This window comes from Brochothrix campestris (assembly GCF_046058945.1).
GTDB lineage: Bacteria > Bacillota > Bacilli > Lactobacillales > Listeriaceae > Brochothrix > Brochothrix campestris.
Genome location: NZ_CP175511.1, coordinates 2,061,111 through 2,077,227 on the forward strand (window position 1 = coordinate 2,061,111; position 16,117 = coordinate 2,077,227).

The 16,117-nt window shown below is 39.3% G+C and carries 16 protein-coding genes and 1 riboswitch; of the genes, 2 read left to right on the plus strand and 14 right to left on the minus strand.

Annotated elements, in window-relative coordinates; translation table 11 throughout:
* Positions 1-109: 109 nt before the first annotated feature.
* The 6 genes from ACJYYY_RS10220 to opp3b form a co-directional block, all read right to left on the minus strand.
* The gene (locus ACJYYY_RS10220; protein ID WP_035313593.1) at positions 110-1,780 is read right to left on the minus strand and encodes a peptide ABC transporter substrate-binding protein; all 1,671 of its coding nucleotides are present in this window, start codon (positions 1,778-1,780) and stop codon (positions 110-112) included.
* 373 nt (positions 1,781-2,153) lie between these two features.
* Positions 2,154-3,821 (minus strand): ABC transporter substrate-binding protein, encoded by a 1,668-nt coding sequence (locus ACJYYY_RS10225; protein ID WP_408868907.1) that lies wholly within the window; start codon positions 3,819-3,821, stop codon positions 2,154-2,156.
* Positions 3,822-3,927: 106 nt separating this feature from the next.
* A complete protein-coding gene (locus tag ACJYYY_RS10230) occupies positions 3,928-4,887 on the minus strand; it encodes an ABC transporter ATP-binding protein (protein WP_035313595.1) in 960 nt (319 codons plus the stop codon).
* On the minus strand, positions 4,887-5,942 hold the full coding sequence (locus ACJYYY_RS10235) for an ABC transporter ATP-binding protein (protein WP_035313596.1): 1,056 nt from the start codon (positions 5,940-5,942) through the stop codon (positions 4,887-4,889). Before ACJYYY_RS10235 ends, ACJYYY_RS10230 begins: the two co-directional genes overlap by 1 nt.
* A gap of 23 nt (positions 5,943-5,965) precedes the next feature.
* Entirely contained in the window at positions 5,966-6,988 is a 1,023-nt protein-coding gene (gene opp3C, locus ACJYYY_RS10240) for an oligopeptide ABC transporter permease (RefSeq protein ID WP_084038489.1), read from the minus strand.
* Complete coding sequence (opp3b, locus tag ACJYYY_RS10245; protein ID WP_035313597.1) at positions 6,985-7,914, minus strand: oligopeptide ABC transporter permease; 930 nt, start codon at positions 7,912-7,914, stop codon at positions 6,985-6,987. The genes opp3C and opp3b overlap by 4 nt, the downstream gene beginning before the upstream one ends.
* Before the next feature lie 741 nt (positions 7,915-8,655).
* On the opposite strand from opp3b, the gene ACJYYY_RS10250 reads away from it, so the two are divergent.
* Positions 8,656-9,228 carry a hypothetical protein gene (locus ACJYYY_RS10250; protein WP_408868908.1) on the plus strand — a complete coding sequence of 191 codons (573 nt, stop codon included), beginning with the start codon at positions 8,656-8,658 and terminating at the stop codon, positions 9,226-9,228.
* A gap of 260 nt (positions 9,229-9,488) precedes the next feature.
* Here the strand turns inward: ACJYYY_RS10250 and ACJYYY_RS10255 are convergent, their stop codons facing one another.
* The 8 genes from ACJYYY_RS10255 to ACJYYY_RS10290 form a co-directional block, all read right to left on the minus strand.
* On the minus strand, positions 9,489-10,163 hold the full coding sequence (locus tag ACJYYY_RS10255) for a histidine phosphatase family protein (RefSeq protein ID WP_035313601.1): 675 nt from the start codon (positions 10,161-10,163) through the stop codon (positions 9,489-9,491).
* 84 nt (positions 10,164-10,247) lie between these two features.
* Complete coding sequence (locus ACJYYY_RS10260; RefSeq protein ID WP_035313603.1) at positions 10,248-10,868, minus strand: GTP pyrophosphokinase family protein; 621 nt, start codon at positions 10,866-10,868, stop codon at positions 10,248-10,250.
* A gap of 15 nt (positions 10,869-10,883) precedes the next feature.
* Positions 10,884-11,216, minus strand: a complete 333-nt coding sequence (locus tag ACJYYY_RS10265) for a hypothetical protein (RefSeq protein ID WP_035313604.1) — start codon at positions 11,214-11,216, stop codon at positions 10,884-10,886.
* A gap of 158 nt (positions 11,217-11,374) precedes the next feature.
* Positions 11,375-11,827, minus strand: a complete 453-nt coding sequence (locus ACJYYY_RS10270; protein WP_035313606.1) for an ASCH domain-containing protein — start codon at positions 11,825-11,827, stop codon at positions 11,375-11,377.
* Between the two features lie 15 nt (positions 11,828-11,842).
* Positions 11,843-12,322: a nucleoside deaminase gene (locus ACJYYY_RS10275; protein ID WP_198015689.1), complete on the minus strand. Its 480-nt coding sequence runs from the start codon at positions 12,320-12,322 to the stop codon at positions 11,843-11,845.
* A 29-nt stretch (positions 12,323-12,351) separates the two neighbouring features.
* Positions 12,352-12,450, minus strand: a riboswitch (purine riboswitch).
* 111 nt (positions 12,451-12,561) lie between these two features.
* On the minus strand, positions 12,562-13,866 hold the full coding sequence (locus tag ACJYYY_RS10280; RefSeq protein WP_408868909.1) for an NCS2 family permease: 1,305 nt from the start codon (positions 13,864-13,866) through the stop codon (positions 12,562-12,564).
* A 196-nt stretch (positions 13,867-14,062) separates the two neighbouring features.
* The gene (locus ACJYYY_RS10285; protein WP_035313608.1) at positions 14,063-14,386 is read right to left on the minus strand and encodes an AzlD domain-containing protein; all 324 of its coding nucleotides are present in this window, start codon (positions 14,384-14,386) and stop codon (positions 14,063-14,065) included.
* Entirely contained in the window at positions 14,380-15,096 is a 717-nt protein-coding gene (locus ACJYYY_RS10290) for an AzlC family ABC transporter permease (RefSeq protein WP_035313609.1), read from the minus strand. Before ACJYYY_RS10290 ends, ACJYYY_RS10285 begins: the two co-directional genes overlap by 7 nt.
* Before the next feature lie 92 nt (positions 15,097-15,188).
* Between ACJYYY_RS10290 and ACJYYY_RS10295 the strand changes: the two genes are divergently transcribed.
* The gene (locus tag ACJYYY_RS10295) at positions 15,189-16,106 is read left to right on the plus strand and encodes a permease (RefSeq protein ID WP_408868910.1); all 918 of its coding nucleotides are present in this window, start codon (positions 15,189-15,191) and stop codon (positions 16,104-16,106) included.
* Positions 16,107-16,117 lie beyond the last annotated feature (11 nt).

Genomic DNA, 16,117 nt, shown 5'->3' on the forward strand with positions numbered 1-16,117 from the left:
CTCTCATCTAATGTATCTTAACCTTATTATAACTCACTTTTGTCAAACAAACAAAAAGCTACCACCACTAAGATTACTCCCTTAGTGACGGTAGCTGATTATTTGTGGCCTATTTGACGTAAGCTGCTTTTAAGCTATAGTCAGCACCAAAGTTATGACGGTACATATCTTTAATGTCTGGATTTTGTAAGATTGATAATGAACGTTGGTAAATTGGTGCAATTGCAACATCTTCATTAATTAAGATGTTTTGTGCTTTAATGAAGTTGTCCCAACGTTTGGCAGGATCTGCTGCATCTGTTGTTTTATTAGCTGTAATTAATGCATCATATTCTTTGTTAGAGTAGTTGATGTTCGCATTTGTTCCACCAGTCACATATAAGTCTAAGAATGTCATTGGATCTTGGAAGTCAGCGCCCCAACCTGATAATTCAATGTCGAAGTCAGATTTGCTATCTAAATCAACACGGTTGTTGAATGGTACATTTTTAAGACTAACTGTTAAGCCAGGTAAGTTTTTCTCTAATTGATCTTTCATGTACTGTGATGAAGATTTGGCGTTATCAGTATCGTCACTTAATAATTCAAGTGTCACTTTGTCGCCTACTTCTTTTTTAGCTGCTTCCCACGCTTTTTGGGCTGCTTTCACGTCGTATGTGAGGTAATCATTAGCAGAAGCTGCTGCCTTTGTAAAGTCTTCACCTTCTAAAGTTGCAAGACCTTCAGGAACTTCTTGATCTGTCGCAACTGAACCGTTCGCTAAAATGTTTTTAACGTAAGCTTCTTTGTCAAATGCTTGCGCAACTGCTGTACGAACATTTTTATTTGCTAAAGCAGTCTCTTTTCCATCACGTTTTTGATTGAATTTAAGATAGAAAACAGACGCTTGCGGTACACTGATACGGTTTTTATCGTTTGCATATTGTTTTGCATACTCAGCTGATAAAGTCACTGCGTCAGCTTCACCTTTAGTGTATAAGTTAATACCCGTTGATGGTTGTTTAACCACGTTGATTTTTGCACTTTCTAACTTAACGTTTTTAGCATCCCAGTATTTATCATTTTTAACATATTCCCATGTATCACCACTACCATCCCAGTCTTTCATTTTGAAAGCACCGTTATAAATAATGTTCTCACTTGTTTTACCGTACTCTTTGCCTTGTGCTTTAACGTATTTTTCATTTTGCGGCAAGAAAGTACCAAATGCATATAATGAGTTAATATATGTGATCGGACGTTCTAACGTAATTTCAAGTGTCTTATCGTCAATCGCTTTAACACCTAATGTATCAACAGCTTTTTTCTTTGTCATAATATCTGAGGCGTTTTCAACAACACCATCAAACATATACGCATATTGTGAACCCGTTTCTGGATTGACAGCTTTTTGCCAACCAAAGACGAAATCGGCTGCAGTGACATCATCACCGTTTGACCATTTGGCATCTTCACGTAGTTTAAACGTGTATTTCTTATTGTCGTCACTGATTTTTGGTTCTTCAGCAGCAACACCTAATTCATATTTATCATCTTTACCTAATGTATAAAGTCCTTCGAATACTTGGTCCATCGCAGTGAATGAGACAGTGTCTGTTGCCATTACTGAATCCATTGTCGAAATTTGTGATGATTCAAGTAAGCTGATTTTTTGCTCTTTTGTTTCTTTACTCGATTCTTTTTTATCACTCGATGAACTACTTCCCCCACCGCAGGCCGCTAACACAAGACCTACTACTAAAACGATTGCCATTACCACAGATGCCTTAAACTTCTTCATAAACAAATTCCTCCCCTAAAAATAAGTTTCTTTCTCGCTATTACATACCTGTTTGTTCGAACAAGTATGTGCTATAACACTATTGTATCATAAGTTGTTTCATTAATCACAAGATTCTGACATTTAAATAACTTTTTTATGTGAATTTTCTAATAACTATCAAAAGTACAGCTTTCAGTCGCATTTTGAAAAGCAGTCCACTCTTGTTATACTTACATTACTAGTCGGAGGTGCTGCAATGAATGGTTTATTAAAAAAAATTTGGTTGCTCGTCGCTGTTTTAGCGATTGTTTACATCATCATCTTATTCATTACATAAAAAGAGCCGCTTTATCATCGATTAAGCTCGATAATAAAGCGACTCTTTTTTGTTTTATTTAATATAAGCAGCTTTTAGGCTGTAATCAGAACCAAAGTTATGACGGTAAAGATCTTTGATTGCTGGGTTTTGTAAGATTGCTAACGAACGTTGGTAAATTGGTGAAATCGCTGCATCCTCATTGATTAACATGTTTTGCGCTTTCACAAAGTTATCCCAACGTTTTTGCGGATCAGACGCATCTGTTGATTTACTTGCATTGATTAAGGCATCGTACTCTTTGTTGCTGTAGTTAATGTTTGCATTTGTACCACCTGTTACATATAACTCTAAGAATGTTAATGGATCTTGGAAATCCGCACCCCAACCTGATAATTCAATATCGAAGTCTGATTTACTATCTAAATCAACACGGTTGTTAAATGGTACATTTTTAAGGCTAACTGTTAAGCCTGGTAAGTTTGTTTCTAATTGATCTTTCATGTATTGTGATGACGATTTAGCATTGTCAGTATCATCGCTTAATAATTCAAGCGTCACTTTTTCGCCCACTTCTTTTTGCGCTAATTTCCATTCTTTTTGTGCTGCTTTAACATCAAATGTTAAGTAATCATTTGCTGCCGCTGCTGTTTTAGTGAAATCTTCTTCTGTTTTTTCATTTTTAGCTAAGCCAGCTGGCACTTGTTGATCAGACACAACTGAACCGTTTGCTAAGATGTTTTTCACATAGGCTTCTTTGTTGTAAGCTTGAGCAATCGCTTTACGCACGTGTTCGTTTGCAAGAATCGTTGCTTTACCATTACGTTTTTGGTTGAATTTCATGTAAAAGACTGACGCTTGAGCCACAGTAATTTTATCATCATCATTCGCATATTGTTTCGCATACTCAGCTGATAAGGTTACCGCATCAGCTTCACCTTTAGTGTAGAGGTTAATTCCTGTTGAAGGTTGTTTAACAACGCTAATTTTAGCATTTGCTAATTTCACATCTTCGGCACCCCAGTATTTATCATTTTTAACATATTCCCATGAGTCACCGTTACCATCCCAATCTTTCATGGTGAAGGCACCATTATAGATGAGGTTATCACTTGATTTCGCATAGTTTTTACCTTGTTCTTTCACATATTTTTCATTTTGTGGTAAGAACGTTACAAAGGCAAATAATGACTTGGCATATGTAGTTGGACGCTCTAACGTCACTTCTAATGTTTTATCATCAACTGCTTTAACCCCTAAACTATCAAGTTCCTTTTTACCAGCCATAATATCAGAGGCATTGGCAATAAATCCATCAAACATGTAGGCGTATTGTGAACCTGTGTCTGGATTCACTGCTTTTTTCCAACCGTACACAAAATCTTGTGCTGTTACAGGTGTTCCGTTTGACCAGTTTGCATCTTCACGTAATTTAAACGTGTATGTTTTATTATCAGAACTGATTGTTGGCTCTGCTGCTGCCACACCAAGTTCAAATTTATCATCTTTACCTAATATATAGAGACCTTCAAATACTTGGTCCATCGCTGTTCCAGATACAACATCGGTTGACATAACTGAATCCATTGTCGCAATTTGTGAAGCTTCCAATAAGCGAATCGTTTGTTCTTTACTGCTAGTTGCTTCTTTTTTTGTTGCACTTGATCCACCACCGCAGGCTGCTAATACTAACCCAACGATTAAGACAAGTGCTGTTACAACTGATAATTTCATTTTTTTCATTTTATTTCTCCCCCTGTTTCTTTTTTAAAAAAACATATTACTGTTACATGGTTCGAGCATCCACTATGTGGATGCTCAGCAAGTTTTTTCGCAATGAACCGTGTGTTTAAGCTTGAACTTTTTTAGCTGCTAATTTTTGTTTGTAAATGGCAACCTCATCCGCTTTACAGTAGACAAAGTGCCCCTCTTCAATTTCACGTAATTGGGCATCATCAGATTCAGTGTATTGATGCGCTGCTGTATCATAGACAATCCGTTGACGTGAACGTTCATAAATGGGGTCAGGAATTGGAATTGCTGATAACAATGATTCCGTGTACGGATGCAATGGTGTTTGATAGAGCGCATCTGATGTCGCTAACTCTAAAATACGACCCGCGTACATGACACCAATCCGATCACTGATGTATTTAACCATCGATAAATCATGCGCAATAAACAGATACGTTAAGTTGTTTTCTAATTGTAATTCTTTTAACAAGTTAACAACCTGAGCTTGAATTGATACATCTAAAGCTGAAATTGGTTCATCGGCAATGATGAATTTGGGCTTCACTGCTAGTGCACGAGCAATTCCAATCCGTTGACGCTGTCCACCTGAAAATTCATGTGGGTAACGACTTGCATGATCGCGGTTTAACCCCACACGTTCAAGTAAATCATCGACCATCGCATTACGTTCAGCCTTATCCTTCGCTAACTTATGAATGTCGATACCTTCAGCAACGATGTCACGTACTGTCATGCGTGGGTCAAGTGATGCGTAAGGATCTTGAAAAATCATTTGCATTTCACGACGGAAGGCTAACATTTGTTCACGTGATTTAACCGCATGAACGTCAGTTCCTTCAAAGTCGACCTCACCGCTCGTTGCTTCATAAAGACGTAAAATCGTCCGTCCGGTCGTAGATTTCCCACAACCCGACTCGCCAACAAGGCCGAAAGTTTCACCCTCATAAATATCAAATGAAATATCATTTATCGCACGTACTTCTTTTTTAGTACCGGCGTTAAAATATTGTTTTAAGTTTTTAACTTCTAATAATTTACGACGTTTATCTTCCATCAAACACGCTTCCCTTCCTCTAATTTAGCGAAAACGGCTTGACGACGTTGGATTTCCGCCGGTGCTTCTACTGCTGGAGCATCTGGATGCAATAACCAAGTGGCTGCAAAATGAGTCTCCGACACTTTAAACAACGGTGGTTTTTGTTCGCTATCAATCGTCATGGCAAATTCGTTACGCGGTGCAAAGGCATCGCCTTTTGGTGGAATAAGTAAATCAGGTGGCGACCCAGGAATCGCATACAGTGCTTCTGTACTTGCTTCTAAACTCGGCATTGAACTGATCAATCCCCATGTATAAGGATGTTTCGGATTGTAGAAAATTTCATCGACTGTGCCGATTTCAACAATTTCACCCGCATACATTACGGCAACACGGTCGGCGATGCTGGCAACAACACCTAAATCATGCGTAATAAAGATAACGGCTGTACCCGTTTTGGCTTGGATATCTTTCAATAATTCCAAAATTTGGGCTTGAATCGTTACATCTAACGCCGTTGTTGGCTCATCTGCGATTAACACTTCTGGATCACAAGCTAATGCAATTGCAATAACAACACGTTGGCGCATACCACCTGAATATTGATGCGGGTATTCTTTCAAACGTTTTTCAGCGTTAGGTATCCCTACTAATTCGAGTAATTCAATCGCACGCTTGCGCGCAGCTTCTTTACCTAAACCTTGGTGCTTACGTAAGGGTTCCATAATTTGGTTCCCAATTGAAATCGTCGGGTTAAGCGATGTCATTGGATCTTGAAAAATCATCGCGATTTCTTTCCCACGTACTTTTTGCATTTTTTTCTCACTATATTTCACAAGATCATTACCCTTAAACGTAATACTCCCGTTAGTTATTTCTGAATTCCGTGGTGGTAAAAGGCCCATGATTGCTTTCGATGATACTGATTTACCAGAACCAGACTCACCAACAATCGCTAAAGTCTCACCTTTGTATAATTCAAAACTTACGCCTCGAATGGCTCTTACTTCCCCAGCAAATGTGTGGAAAGAGACATTGAGGTTATCAACCTTTAAAATCTTTGATTTATCCATTGATACAACCTCTATTCTGTAAATTAATCACGCATTTTAGGGTCAAATGCATCACGTAAACCATCAGCAATTAAGTTAAACACAATCATAATTAAACAAATAACGACTGCTGGATAAATAATTTGATACGGTAAGAAACGCAATGATTTGTAGCCTTCTTCAATCAATGTTCCGAGTGATGCTGTCGGTGGTTGTAAACCAATCCCGATGAAACTTAAGAATGATTCAAAGAAAATCGCATCTGGAATCGTAAACATTGTATTGATAATAATAACACCCGATAAGTTCGGAATTAAATGTTTAAGCAAAATTCCGGCCGTTGGTTTGCCCATTGCCTGTGCTGCCATAACAAACTCTTGTTGTTTCAACATGAGCACCTGCGCCCGAATAACCCTTGCCATATTAATCCAACCGGTAATCGCAATTGCAATAATAATCGCATTTAAACCCGGCTTCATTATTAGCAACATAAGGATAACAACTACTAAGTTCGGAATCCCTGAAATAATCTCGATAATACGTTGCATGAAGTTATCGACACGTCCACCAACATAGCCAGACACCATTCCGTAAGTCACCCCAACTACTAAACTAATCACCGTTGCAATTAGAGCGATATATAGTGAAATACGTGTTCCTATCCATGTACGTGAAAACAAATCACGTCCGAGCGAATCGGTCCCAAACCAGTAATACTCTTTAACGTTATTTTCTTTATAAACATCAGTTTCAACACCTGCGACGTCTTGCTTACCATTCCAAAAAGGCATATCTTCAAAGCCTTGTACCTTTGGTGGTAAATTGGAATACTCAACGTTTTGGGCGTTAGGTGAATGTGGTGACATCCACGGACCCGCAATCGCCATAATAATCACTAGCACTAAAATCACCAAACTGACGATTGCTGCTTTGTTTTTACGAATCCGCATCCAACTATCTTGCAAAGCAGTCAGACTCGGACGTGAAATTTTCTCGCTTTTTTCAGTACTAATTCCAACTTGAGTAAACATTTCAGAAGGAATTTTATCATTTTCTTTATATATCATGCTTTACTTCCTCCCAAACGAATTCTAGGATCGATAATACCATAGAGAATATCAGTAATTAAGATGACAGCTACCAGCATCGCTGAGTAGAGTAACGTAGTTCCCATAATTAAAGAATAATCATTTAATTGAATCGCTTTAACAAACTGCTCTCCAATTCCTGGTATTGCGTATATTTGTTCAATAACCATTGAACCTGTCATTAGCCCAACAGCCAACGGTCCTAAAACGGTAATCAATGGAATTAAGGCATTACGAATGGCGTGTTTAAAGGCAATGGCTGGTGCTGAATTACCTTTCGCTTTCGCTAATAAAATGTAGTCCGATCCAAGTACATCGATTAACTCGGTTCGCATGTAACGTGCTGCAATCGCTAATGGGAACATCATCAAAGCGATGGTCGGTAAGATTGTGTACTCTGGCCCATCCCAGAAGGCAACAGGTAGCAGACCTAATTTGACAGCTACAAAATATTGTAATAACGCTGCAAATACGAATGACGGAATTGATTTACCGACAATGGCGATAAAGGTACTTGTTGTATCTGCCCATGTATTTTGGAAGATAGCTGCGATACATCCTAACACGATTCCGATAACAGTACCGAAAATAAGTGCTTGTACACCTAATTGTGCCGAAGGTGAAATACGTGCCATGATTAAATCAGTAACACTTTGACCCTGGAATTGATAACTCGTGCCTAAATCAAACTGGCAGAGGTTAACAATGTAATGCCAATATTGTACGATTAACGGTTTATCTAAACCATAATGTGCAATAATTGCTGCTTTCTGTGCTGCTGACAACTTCTCTTGCGCACTGAAAGGTGTACCCGGTAGAAACTTCATTAAGAAAAATGTTGCTGATGCAATAATGAAAAGTGTGATTAACATGTATAATACACGTTTTAGAATATATCTTACCATCTTAGTCCTCCTGTTGATTGATTAAATCAAAAATTCTGAAAATAAACTTTAAAAACATTTTCGAACTGCTCGTTCTTTTTGGTAATAGGTCTATTATATACTAATAGTTTTACTCTGACAATCACCTTTCGAATGAATATTTTTACGTCTGAAATGACTTTTTATTCACAAAGAGTATAGAAAACTCCCAACCAATCGCTTTTTCATCGTTATTATCGATTGATAACGCTTTATCCATCTTCATTTTTATTCATCAATCTGTATATTTCTGAATTATCAGTCTATAAAAAAATTAGACAATTCATACAATTGCCAATATGCCACGAAACGTGATGCTTTTTAACGATTGGTCTTATCTATAAAAGTGATTACACTGAACAAGTGTTTCTTCTTTTCTTTTCATTATAATTTGCTAAACTAATGAGGTAGTATAAATAAAGCTTTCCATTCCAGACTGACAACATACGCTACATAGCGAATTTTTCTACAATATTATCATTAAAGGTAGGCGACCTCATGGAAACAGTTATATCGAAAGGTCATATCAAATTATTAGATACCGCTCGATGGACAATTATTTTCGAACAGTTTTCTAGCATTGTTATCATGCTTATATGTTTACTTATCATTTTAGCAGTCACTGTTTTCTTTCGTAAGTCCATTCAATACTTTCTACACTCAACATTACTGACAACTATACTCTCACTGTCACTCTTTACCGGGCTTTGTTCTCTTTCATTCATGATCTACACTCATGCAATGATCGACAGTGAGAACATCAATCGAAAAGTTGTTCTAGCCCAAAAATGGAAAGAAAAAACAGCGATTCCCTTTATCAAATCGTTACCCACTCAACAACAGCTGCTCTTTAAATTTGAAGAAGAAAGAGGCAAAATCTCAGTTAACCATTTTATAGACTCGACTGGGTTACTGCCGTCTAGCATCCCTGAACGCAGTAGCGAAAACGATGCGAACTTAATCGATAGCAACAACATGGTTAAGCTGTTAAAAGGTGAACGGATTACTTTTACCTATGCCTTGAACGAGCAACTCGTTTCGGAAACCGGCTGGACTGCCATTCATTTCGAACCCAACGAGAGCTATTTATTCTTAAGCTGGGACAACGAACGCCACATCACGTTTAAACGACTCACAAGGGATTTGGGAAATGGCTTAACTGCCGGTATTTATGACATTAAAATTTATTTGCCCCAATCCGATTTAGAAACACTGTTCGGTAACAAAGTACCTGATGTTAAAGTCTCGTCAGAAGCAGTAAAAACGAGCGAATCAAAGGATGATAGAGCTAAATAAACAAAAACGACCTCCAAAAAAGGAGGTCGTTCCAGATTGTAGACAAAGTTGAATTCAACTTATTTTTTTGTGAATATAATTCAAGCGACTTTGGTTACAAGATGATAAGTCTGAATAGACATGCTGTTACAGTAGGAAAAATGAGCATTCGAGGTGAGTGTACAAATGGTACTCGACTCCGAAAACGCACGCATTGACGACCTAGAACAGCGTTTATCTTCAGTCTAAAACGACATCCGCATCGGGATGTCGTTTTTGTTTTATTCAAACTTAAAATGAGAGGTATCATTAACCTTTTCTGCTTTGAACAATCCATTTTCATAACTCAAGATTGATACACTGGCATTGTCTAATGAACTTCGTTGTGTCACTGAAGGATCGAGCTCATGAATGATATTACTAATTGTCACGCCATGTGCCACAATAAAAACATTCCCCCCAATCGAACGATGACGATTAATTATATCTAAAAAACCTTTTTCGACCCGTGACCAAAACATCTCGAAATCCTCAGCATCGTCCGCTGGGTCAGCTGCTCGGGTCGCATTCAGAATTTGTGGAACGGTCGATTGATCTAACAATTCTTGTGCTGTGGCAAGACCACGTTCAGCAGCGATTGTCCGCCAAGCCTCGTCGCCTTTCATCCCTTCAAATGAACCAAAAAAAGTTTCGCGGAATTCAGGACGTTGTTCGAGCTCTAGCCCATAGGCATGTTTATTCTCTTTGAGCATCGCATTTGCCGTTGCAACCGTCCGTTGCAAATCGCTTGAATAAGCCGCAATAAATTCAACATCCGCTAAACCACGCCCACTTGCTTTAACATTTTCCAAGCCTTCTGGTGTGAGCGGTGCATCAGACCAACCTTGCATCCGCTCATATTTATTTAAGTATGTTTGTCCGTGACGAATAAAATAAAGCGATAGTTTTTTTGTCATTTCATCCTACCTTCCAACATTAAAGTGATAACGCTTTCTTTATTATAACGTCTGCCAGAATGATTTTCCAACTTTGTTCCCTCGTTAATGTTTAATCCGCCTGTTAATCGATAGCATCCGATCATCTAACTCATTAACAATCGCTGCTGTACTCGTTAATTCCGCAATTAATCCGTCTGGCACAACTTGGTCAAATTTGTAATAAATTTTATGTTCGAGACTGGCCCAAAAATCCATCGCAATCGTTCGCAACTGAATTTCAACGCGCATGAGTTGCATCCCTTCCTTTAAAAAAATCGGTATTTCAACAATCATGTGAAAACTACGGTAACCATTCGCTTTCGGATTCGTCACATAATCCTTAATCTTAATCACATTGATATCATTTTGTTGCGATAACATCATAAAAATGTTCTCAATATCCGACGTAAAAGAACAAATAACACGGACACCCGCTAAATCATGAATATGGGCCTTCGCCGCCTCAGCTGTGAACGGTTGTTTTTTCCGTTCTAATTTTTTCGCAATACTTTCAAGTGATTTAACACGTGATTTGATGTGTTCAATCGGTGTCCCTTCATCATGATGTTGACATTCTTCATTTAATATTTTCAATTTCGTCGTCATTTCATCGAGCGCAAATTGATTCCATAACAATAGTTGACGCCATTCTTTTAACTCCGTCACTGGGGGCAATGTTTCCATCATCTGATTCTCCTTTTAACAATGTGTTTGAACTTGTGCTTGTTTCTCAAGCGCCAACAGCAAACTGAGTTGTTCAGCCTGTTGATAGTTATATCCTTTTTCTGCCGGCCATTCTGAAAACTGCTTTAAGACCGCATCAGTTGTTATACCGACGTATTTTGCGACTTTTGCAATGCAATCGACGTACGTTTGGTGCGACAGACTCGCACCACTAATGAGGTTCAGAAAGGTCGTCATTTGTAAACCGACGTTTTTTACAAATGTTTGTGGTGTTATTTGCATCTTTTCTATATAAGCATTGATATTGATTGCGAGTAATTGACGTTTTTTAACTGTTTGTTTTTTCATAAATGAAATCCTCCTATGGATTACTATCTAATATCAGTTTAACAGTTAATTATGTCATTTTTCTGATGATTTCATGATAAAGTATGAAGAATTTCGTAAAAAAAAAGCTAATTCGCTAGAACTAACGAATCAACTTTTTCATAAACTACCAAGGTCATTTACTTAAAAACCACTTTAAATTTTTCGAGGACAACACCCATTTTTTCGGTAAAAGCGAGGTCGACGCTCCCAAGTTCTTTAATAAAAAAATCACGATGCGCTTCACGCCAATGTGTAATACTGCGATCGCCCTCACCTTCAAGATAGGCGAATTCAGCCGTCACGTCCTCATAATAAACAACTTGCACATCTGTTGTTTCAATGATGGCAACCGCCTCACCGTTACCATCTAACACGACATTATAAAGACCAGGATAGGGCAACGCATTATCGTCTTCATACAGATCATAGGCTGACGAGGTCGCTGTTTTAATCCCTTTTAACACGAGTTGTGCGAGCGCATCTGCCATCTGTGGTGAATCACCAAACGACCACGCCGCATAATCGTCTCCGACAGCTGGATTTTGACGTTTGAAATTGGCCCACATGGCTGTAATTGATTGTTCGTTCATCTTTAACATCTCCAATTAATAAATTGTTTTATCTTGTTTATTCGCAAACTCATTAAAAGCGACAATTGTTTTATCGCGTCCTAATGGGCTCAGTTGTAAAACAGTTGTATCAACCGCTTGGCCTTCGATAAAATCATAAATGAAATCATCTCTAAAACCAATCGCATCGGCGTCGGCTGCTAAATTGCCGTAATATACAACCTTGATATTCGCCCAAATCGTTGCACTTAAACACATTGGACAGGGGTAACAGCTCGTATACAGTGTGCAACCACTCAAGTCATGCGTTCCCAATTTGGCACAGGCTGCTCGAATTGCCGAGACTTCTGCGTGGGCAGTTGGGTCATTTGTTGCTAACACGAGATTATGGGCCACAACAACTAGCTCGCCCTCTTTAACGATACAAGCTCCAAAGGGGCCACCTTCATTTGTTTTGTTGTTTTTAGACGCTTCATCAGCTGCCAATTGCATAAAATAATCATGGTTCGTACACATTTTTCATCTACTCCTATCATTAATATTAGTTGTGTTGATAATATTAACGTAGTCCAGCAGATTGGTGCCGGGTAGAAACAATTGAGCCATTTTCTCAAAATTATACGTTTGTTTTACACTTATTTTATTATACGTGATTTAGAGCTAACAATCAAAAAATGACTCAGACCAGCTTACCACATAACGACAAAAAAGCAGCATCGATAATTTCTATCGATACTGCTTTATTTCATTATTTTTTATTGTAAGACAAAGGCGAAGTATAAAATAAACAAAACGGCTAAGGCATACATCAAGGGATGCACTTCTTTGGCACGTTTAGCAACGGTCATTGTAATCGCATAGAAGACAAACCCAAAGGCAATCCCTTCGGCAATACTATACGTTAACACCATCATTAAAATCGTGAAGAAGGCCGGTGTTGCGACTTCAAATTTAGTCCAGTCAATGTGACGGACATTACCTAACATCATAATCCCTACAACCACTAATGCTGGCGCAGTAACTGCTGATGTAATAACAGCGAGTAACGGCGAGAAGAAGATTGATATACCAAACATAATCGCGACGACGACGGCGGTTAAACCTGTTCGACCACCAACCTGCGCACCTGATGCGGATTCAACAAAGGCCGTCGTTGTTGATGTCCCAAAAACAGCACCCGCTGTTGTTGCTGCTGCATCGGCAAACAACGCCCGACCTGCACGTGGAATTTCATGTTTTTCGTTCACAAGACCAGCTTGTGTCGCTACTGCTACTAATGTTCCCGCTGTATCAAAGAAATCAACGAAGAAGAACGTGAGGATAACGACAAGCATTTGCCAAGTGAAGATATTTGGTAAGTTAATAATGGCTTGACCAAACGTTGAAGAGACGTCTGGTACAGCACCAATAATACCGTCAGGTGTTGCAATCACACCGGTTAACATCCCAACGATTGCTGTCACAACCATACCGATAAAAATACCACCATTGATATTAGCTGCCATTAAACAAACCGATAAGACAATCCCAAAAATAGCCAGTAAAACCGAACCATTATGTAAGTTACCTAAGGCAACGGCTGTTGATTCATTAGGGACAATAACTTTTGCATTTTGCAAACCAAGAAAAGCGATAAACAAACCGATTCCGGCCGACACAGAATACTTCATCACACTGGGAATCATGTTAACGATTTTTTCACGAATACCTGAAGCAGTTAAAAGCATAAACACAACACCAGAGACGAATACTCCTGATAAGGCCGTTTGCCACGGAATTCCCCACGCACCTGCGACTGTAAAAGCAAAAAAGGCATTTAAGCCCATCCCTGGCGCCAAGGCAATTGGGTAATTCGCGAATAAGCCCATAAATAACGTACCGACCACTGCTGCTAATACAGTAGCAACAAAGACAGCACCCTTATCCATTCCGGCAATTTCAAGTAGGCTTGGGTTAACTGCTAAAATATAAGCCATTGCTAAAAACGTTGTTAAACCTGCAACAATCTCTGTTTTAATCGTTGTACCATTTTCTCTCAGTTTAAAAAATTTGTCTAACAAACTGTTCACCCCTAATAGTTTTATAAGTTCTATTTAATATCACTTCCACAGTATACAGATAAACACGAACGTTTTCAACTTTTTTTTTGATTTCGTTAACAAATAACCCTTGTTAGCGTTTTCAGAGAGATTATAAAGGGTTTTTTTAGCAAATAGACGTACAAAGCATTTAAAACGCAAGATTATTCTGATAATTTCAAAACAAAAAACGCACCCCTGCCATCAGGAGAATACCAAACAGAACCGTTACCAATAACTTTTTTGTTTTCAACGCGATAACGAGCGTTAGGAGCGCGACTACTAATCGTTCATCAACCCGATAGGTGCCACTATCACTAAGACTGATTAAGTTTTCGACAATCAAACAACCAAATAAACAGACCGGAATATATTGTAGCCGCTTCACAACACGAGGTGGCAAATCAAAACGAGTTGCTAAGATAAACGGAAGTACCCGTGGGATAATCGTCACAAGCATTGCTCCGACGACGACTGCGCTAAAATAACCTAACGTCAGCATTTTTCACACCCCCCACCGATGATTGCCCCAGTGATCGTACCGAGTAGCAAGGCGACACTAGCGGGTAGAAATACCAGCAGCAGTAACATCAGCACCACCGCGCTCGCCAAGGCGATTAAATAGGCTCGCAACGCGGGGAGACTCACAAGTTCGAGTTGTAACACCAACAAGGCAATAAACATCGCAACTAACGCAAAATCGAGTCCTAAAACCGTCGGATTCGGCAATAAATCGCCTAAATAGGCACCCACAAAACAGGCGAGACACCACCCGCTATAGGCGGTTACATTTAACCCCATCATCCATGAGGGATTAAGCAACTGTCGGGGCTTTTTTGCCTGCTGCACCATTGCCACTCCGAATGATTCATCCGTTAACAACATCCCTAACAAAAGGCGCTGACCGAGTGATTCGGTTTTAAAGTGGGGGGCGATTGTCATGCTTAATAACAGCATACGCAGATTTATTATCGCGACTGTAAAAACAATCACAAGAAAGGGTGTATGTACCATTAATAAACCCGCCATTACCATCTGAGCTGATCCTGCATAGACGAGCAGAGCTAACACCGTCACCTGCCATACAGTTAAAGAAGATGCCGTTCCGATTACGCCACAGGCGAGTCCGATACTAATATAACCGAGCAAGGTCGGCAAGCAATCCTTCGCCCCCATAATAAAGGCATTTGTTTGTTCGCCACTATTTTGCATTATTTCTCCCCCTTTCAATTGTTCTTTCACTTTACATTATATAAGAAAAAAGAGTAAACTAGCGATACTTACAATAGAAGGATGTGGCTCGTTTGTTTACCTTTTTACCTCATTCATTTCTACAAATGAATACCATTTTCATCTCGATATTAATCGAAGCCTTACCGTTCGTTATTATTGGCACCGTTATTTCTGGCATCATCCAAGCCTTTTTGTCTGAAAAATTGATTGCACGAATGATGCCACAACGTAAATTCACTGGCGTGTTATTTGGTTCAGCCCTTGGTGTGCTGTTTCCGTCGTGTGAATGTGGGATTGTTCCAATTGTCCATCGCTTGCATACGAAGGGCGTCCCCTTGCATACTGGGATTGCCTTTATGCTGACAGCACCAATTGTTAACCCCATCGTCTTTTTATCGACCTATATCGCGTTTGGCAACACGTGGGAGATTCCACTGTTACGCGTCGCCGGGAGTTTAGTCGTCTCGATTGTGGTTGGCACGTTAGTGGCTTATTGTTACAAAGGTGAAGCTTTGCAACACTTTGTTGCTAAAAAAACTGCGGCTACTCACCACGATCATGCCCATTGTACACACACACATGCCGAACCACACTTTTGGGTAAAAGTATGGCACTCGCTGCAACATTCCATCGATGAATTTTTTGCGGTCGGTAAATTTTTAGTGTTTGGCGCTTTACTAGCGGCTGCAATGCAAGTCTACGTGAAAACGTCAGTTTTAAGTGCGCTCGGCGATAATAAATTAACTGCGATTTTAGTAATGATTGTACTGGCTTTTGTCCTCTCACTTTGTTCCGAGGCCGATGCCTTTATTGCAGCCTCATTCCGTGGTTTGTTTCCGCAATCAGCCATCGTTGCCTTTTTAGTTTTCGGTCCGATGATTGATGTCAAAAACATCTTAATGATGATGAATGCCTTTAAAGTGAAACTGACCTTGTTTATCGTCAGTGCCACAACTGTGACTACAATTCTTTTCGCCCTATTCATATAAAGGAGGTTTTT

Excerpts from the sequence above, each read along its gene's own strand:
- opp3b (WP_035313597.1), bottom strand. The coding sequence starts at position 7,914 with ATGGTAAGATATATTCTAAAACGTGTATTATACATGTTAATCACACTT.
- ACJYYY_RS10290 (WP_035313609.1), bottom strand. The coding sequence starts at position 15,096 with ATGCAAAATAGTGGCGAACAAACAAATGCCTTTATTATGGGGGCGAAG.
- ACJYYY_RS10255 (WP_035313601.1), bottom strand. The coding sequence starts at position 10,163 with ATGACAAAAAAACTATCGCTTTATTTTATTCGTCACGGACAAACATAC.
- ACJYYY_RS10250 (WP_408868908.1), top strand. The coding sequence starts at position 8,656 with ATGATCTACACTCATGCAATGATCGACAGTGAGAACATCAATCGAAAA.
- ACJYYY_RS10220 (WP_035313593.1), bottom strand. The coding sequence starts at position 1,780 with ATGAAGAAGTTTAAGGCATCTGTGGTAATGGCAATCGTTTTAGTAGTA.
- ACJYYY_RS10230 (WP_035313595.1), bottom strand. The coding sequence starts at position 4,887 with ATGGAAGATAAACGTCGTAAATTATTAGAAGTTAAAAACTTAAAACAA.
- opp3C (WP_084038489.1), bottom strand. The coding sequence starts at position 6,988 with ATGATATATAAAGAAAATGATAAAATTCCTTCTGAAATGTTTACTCAA.
- ACJYYY_RS10270 (WP_035313606.1), bottom strand. The coding sequence starts at position 11,827 with ATGAACGAACAATCAATTACAGCCATGTGGGCCAATTTCAAACGTCAA.
- ACJYYY_RS10260 (WP_035313603.1), bottom strand. The coding sequence starts at position 10,868 with ATGGAAACATTGCCCCCAGTGACGGAGTTAAAAGAATGGCGTCAACTA.
- ACJYYY_RS10235 (WP_035313596.1), bottom strand. The coding sequence starts at position 5,942 with ATGGATAAATCAAAGATTTTAAAGGTTGATAACCTCAATGTCTCTTTC.
- ACJYYY_RS10225 (WP_408868907.1), bottom strand. The coding sequence starts at position 3,821 with ATGAAAAAAATGAAATTATCAGTTGTAACAGCACTTGTCTTAATCGTT.
- ACJYYY_RS10275 (WP_198015689.1), bottom strand. The coding sequence starts at position 12,322 with ATGTGTACGAACCATGATTATTTTATGCAATTGGCAGCTGATGAAGCG.
- ACJYYY_RS10265 (WP_035313604.1), bottom strand. The coding sequence starts at position 11,216 with ATGAAAAAACAAACAGTTAAAAAACGTCAATTACTCGCAATCAATATC.
- ACJYYY_RS10285 (WP_035313608.1), bottom strand. The coding sequence starts at position 14,386 with ATGCTGACGTTAGGTTATTTTAGCGCAGTCGTCGTCGGAGCAATGCTT.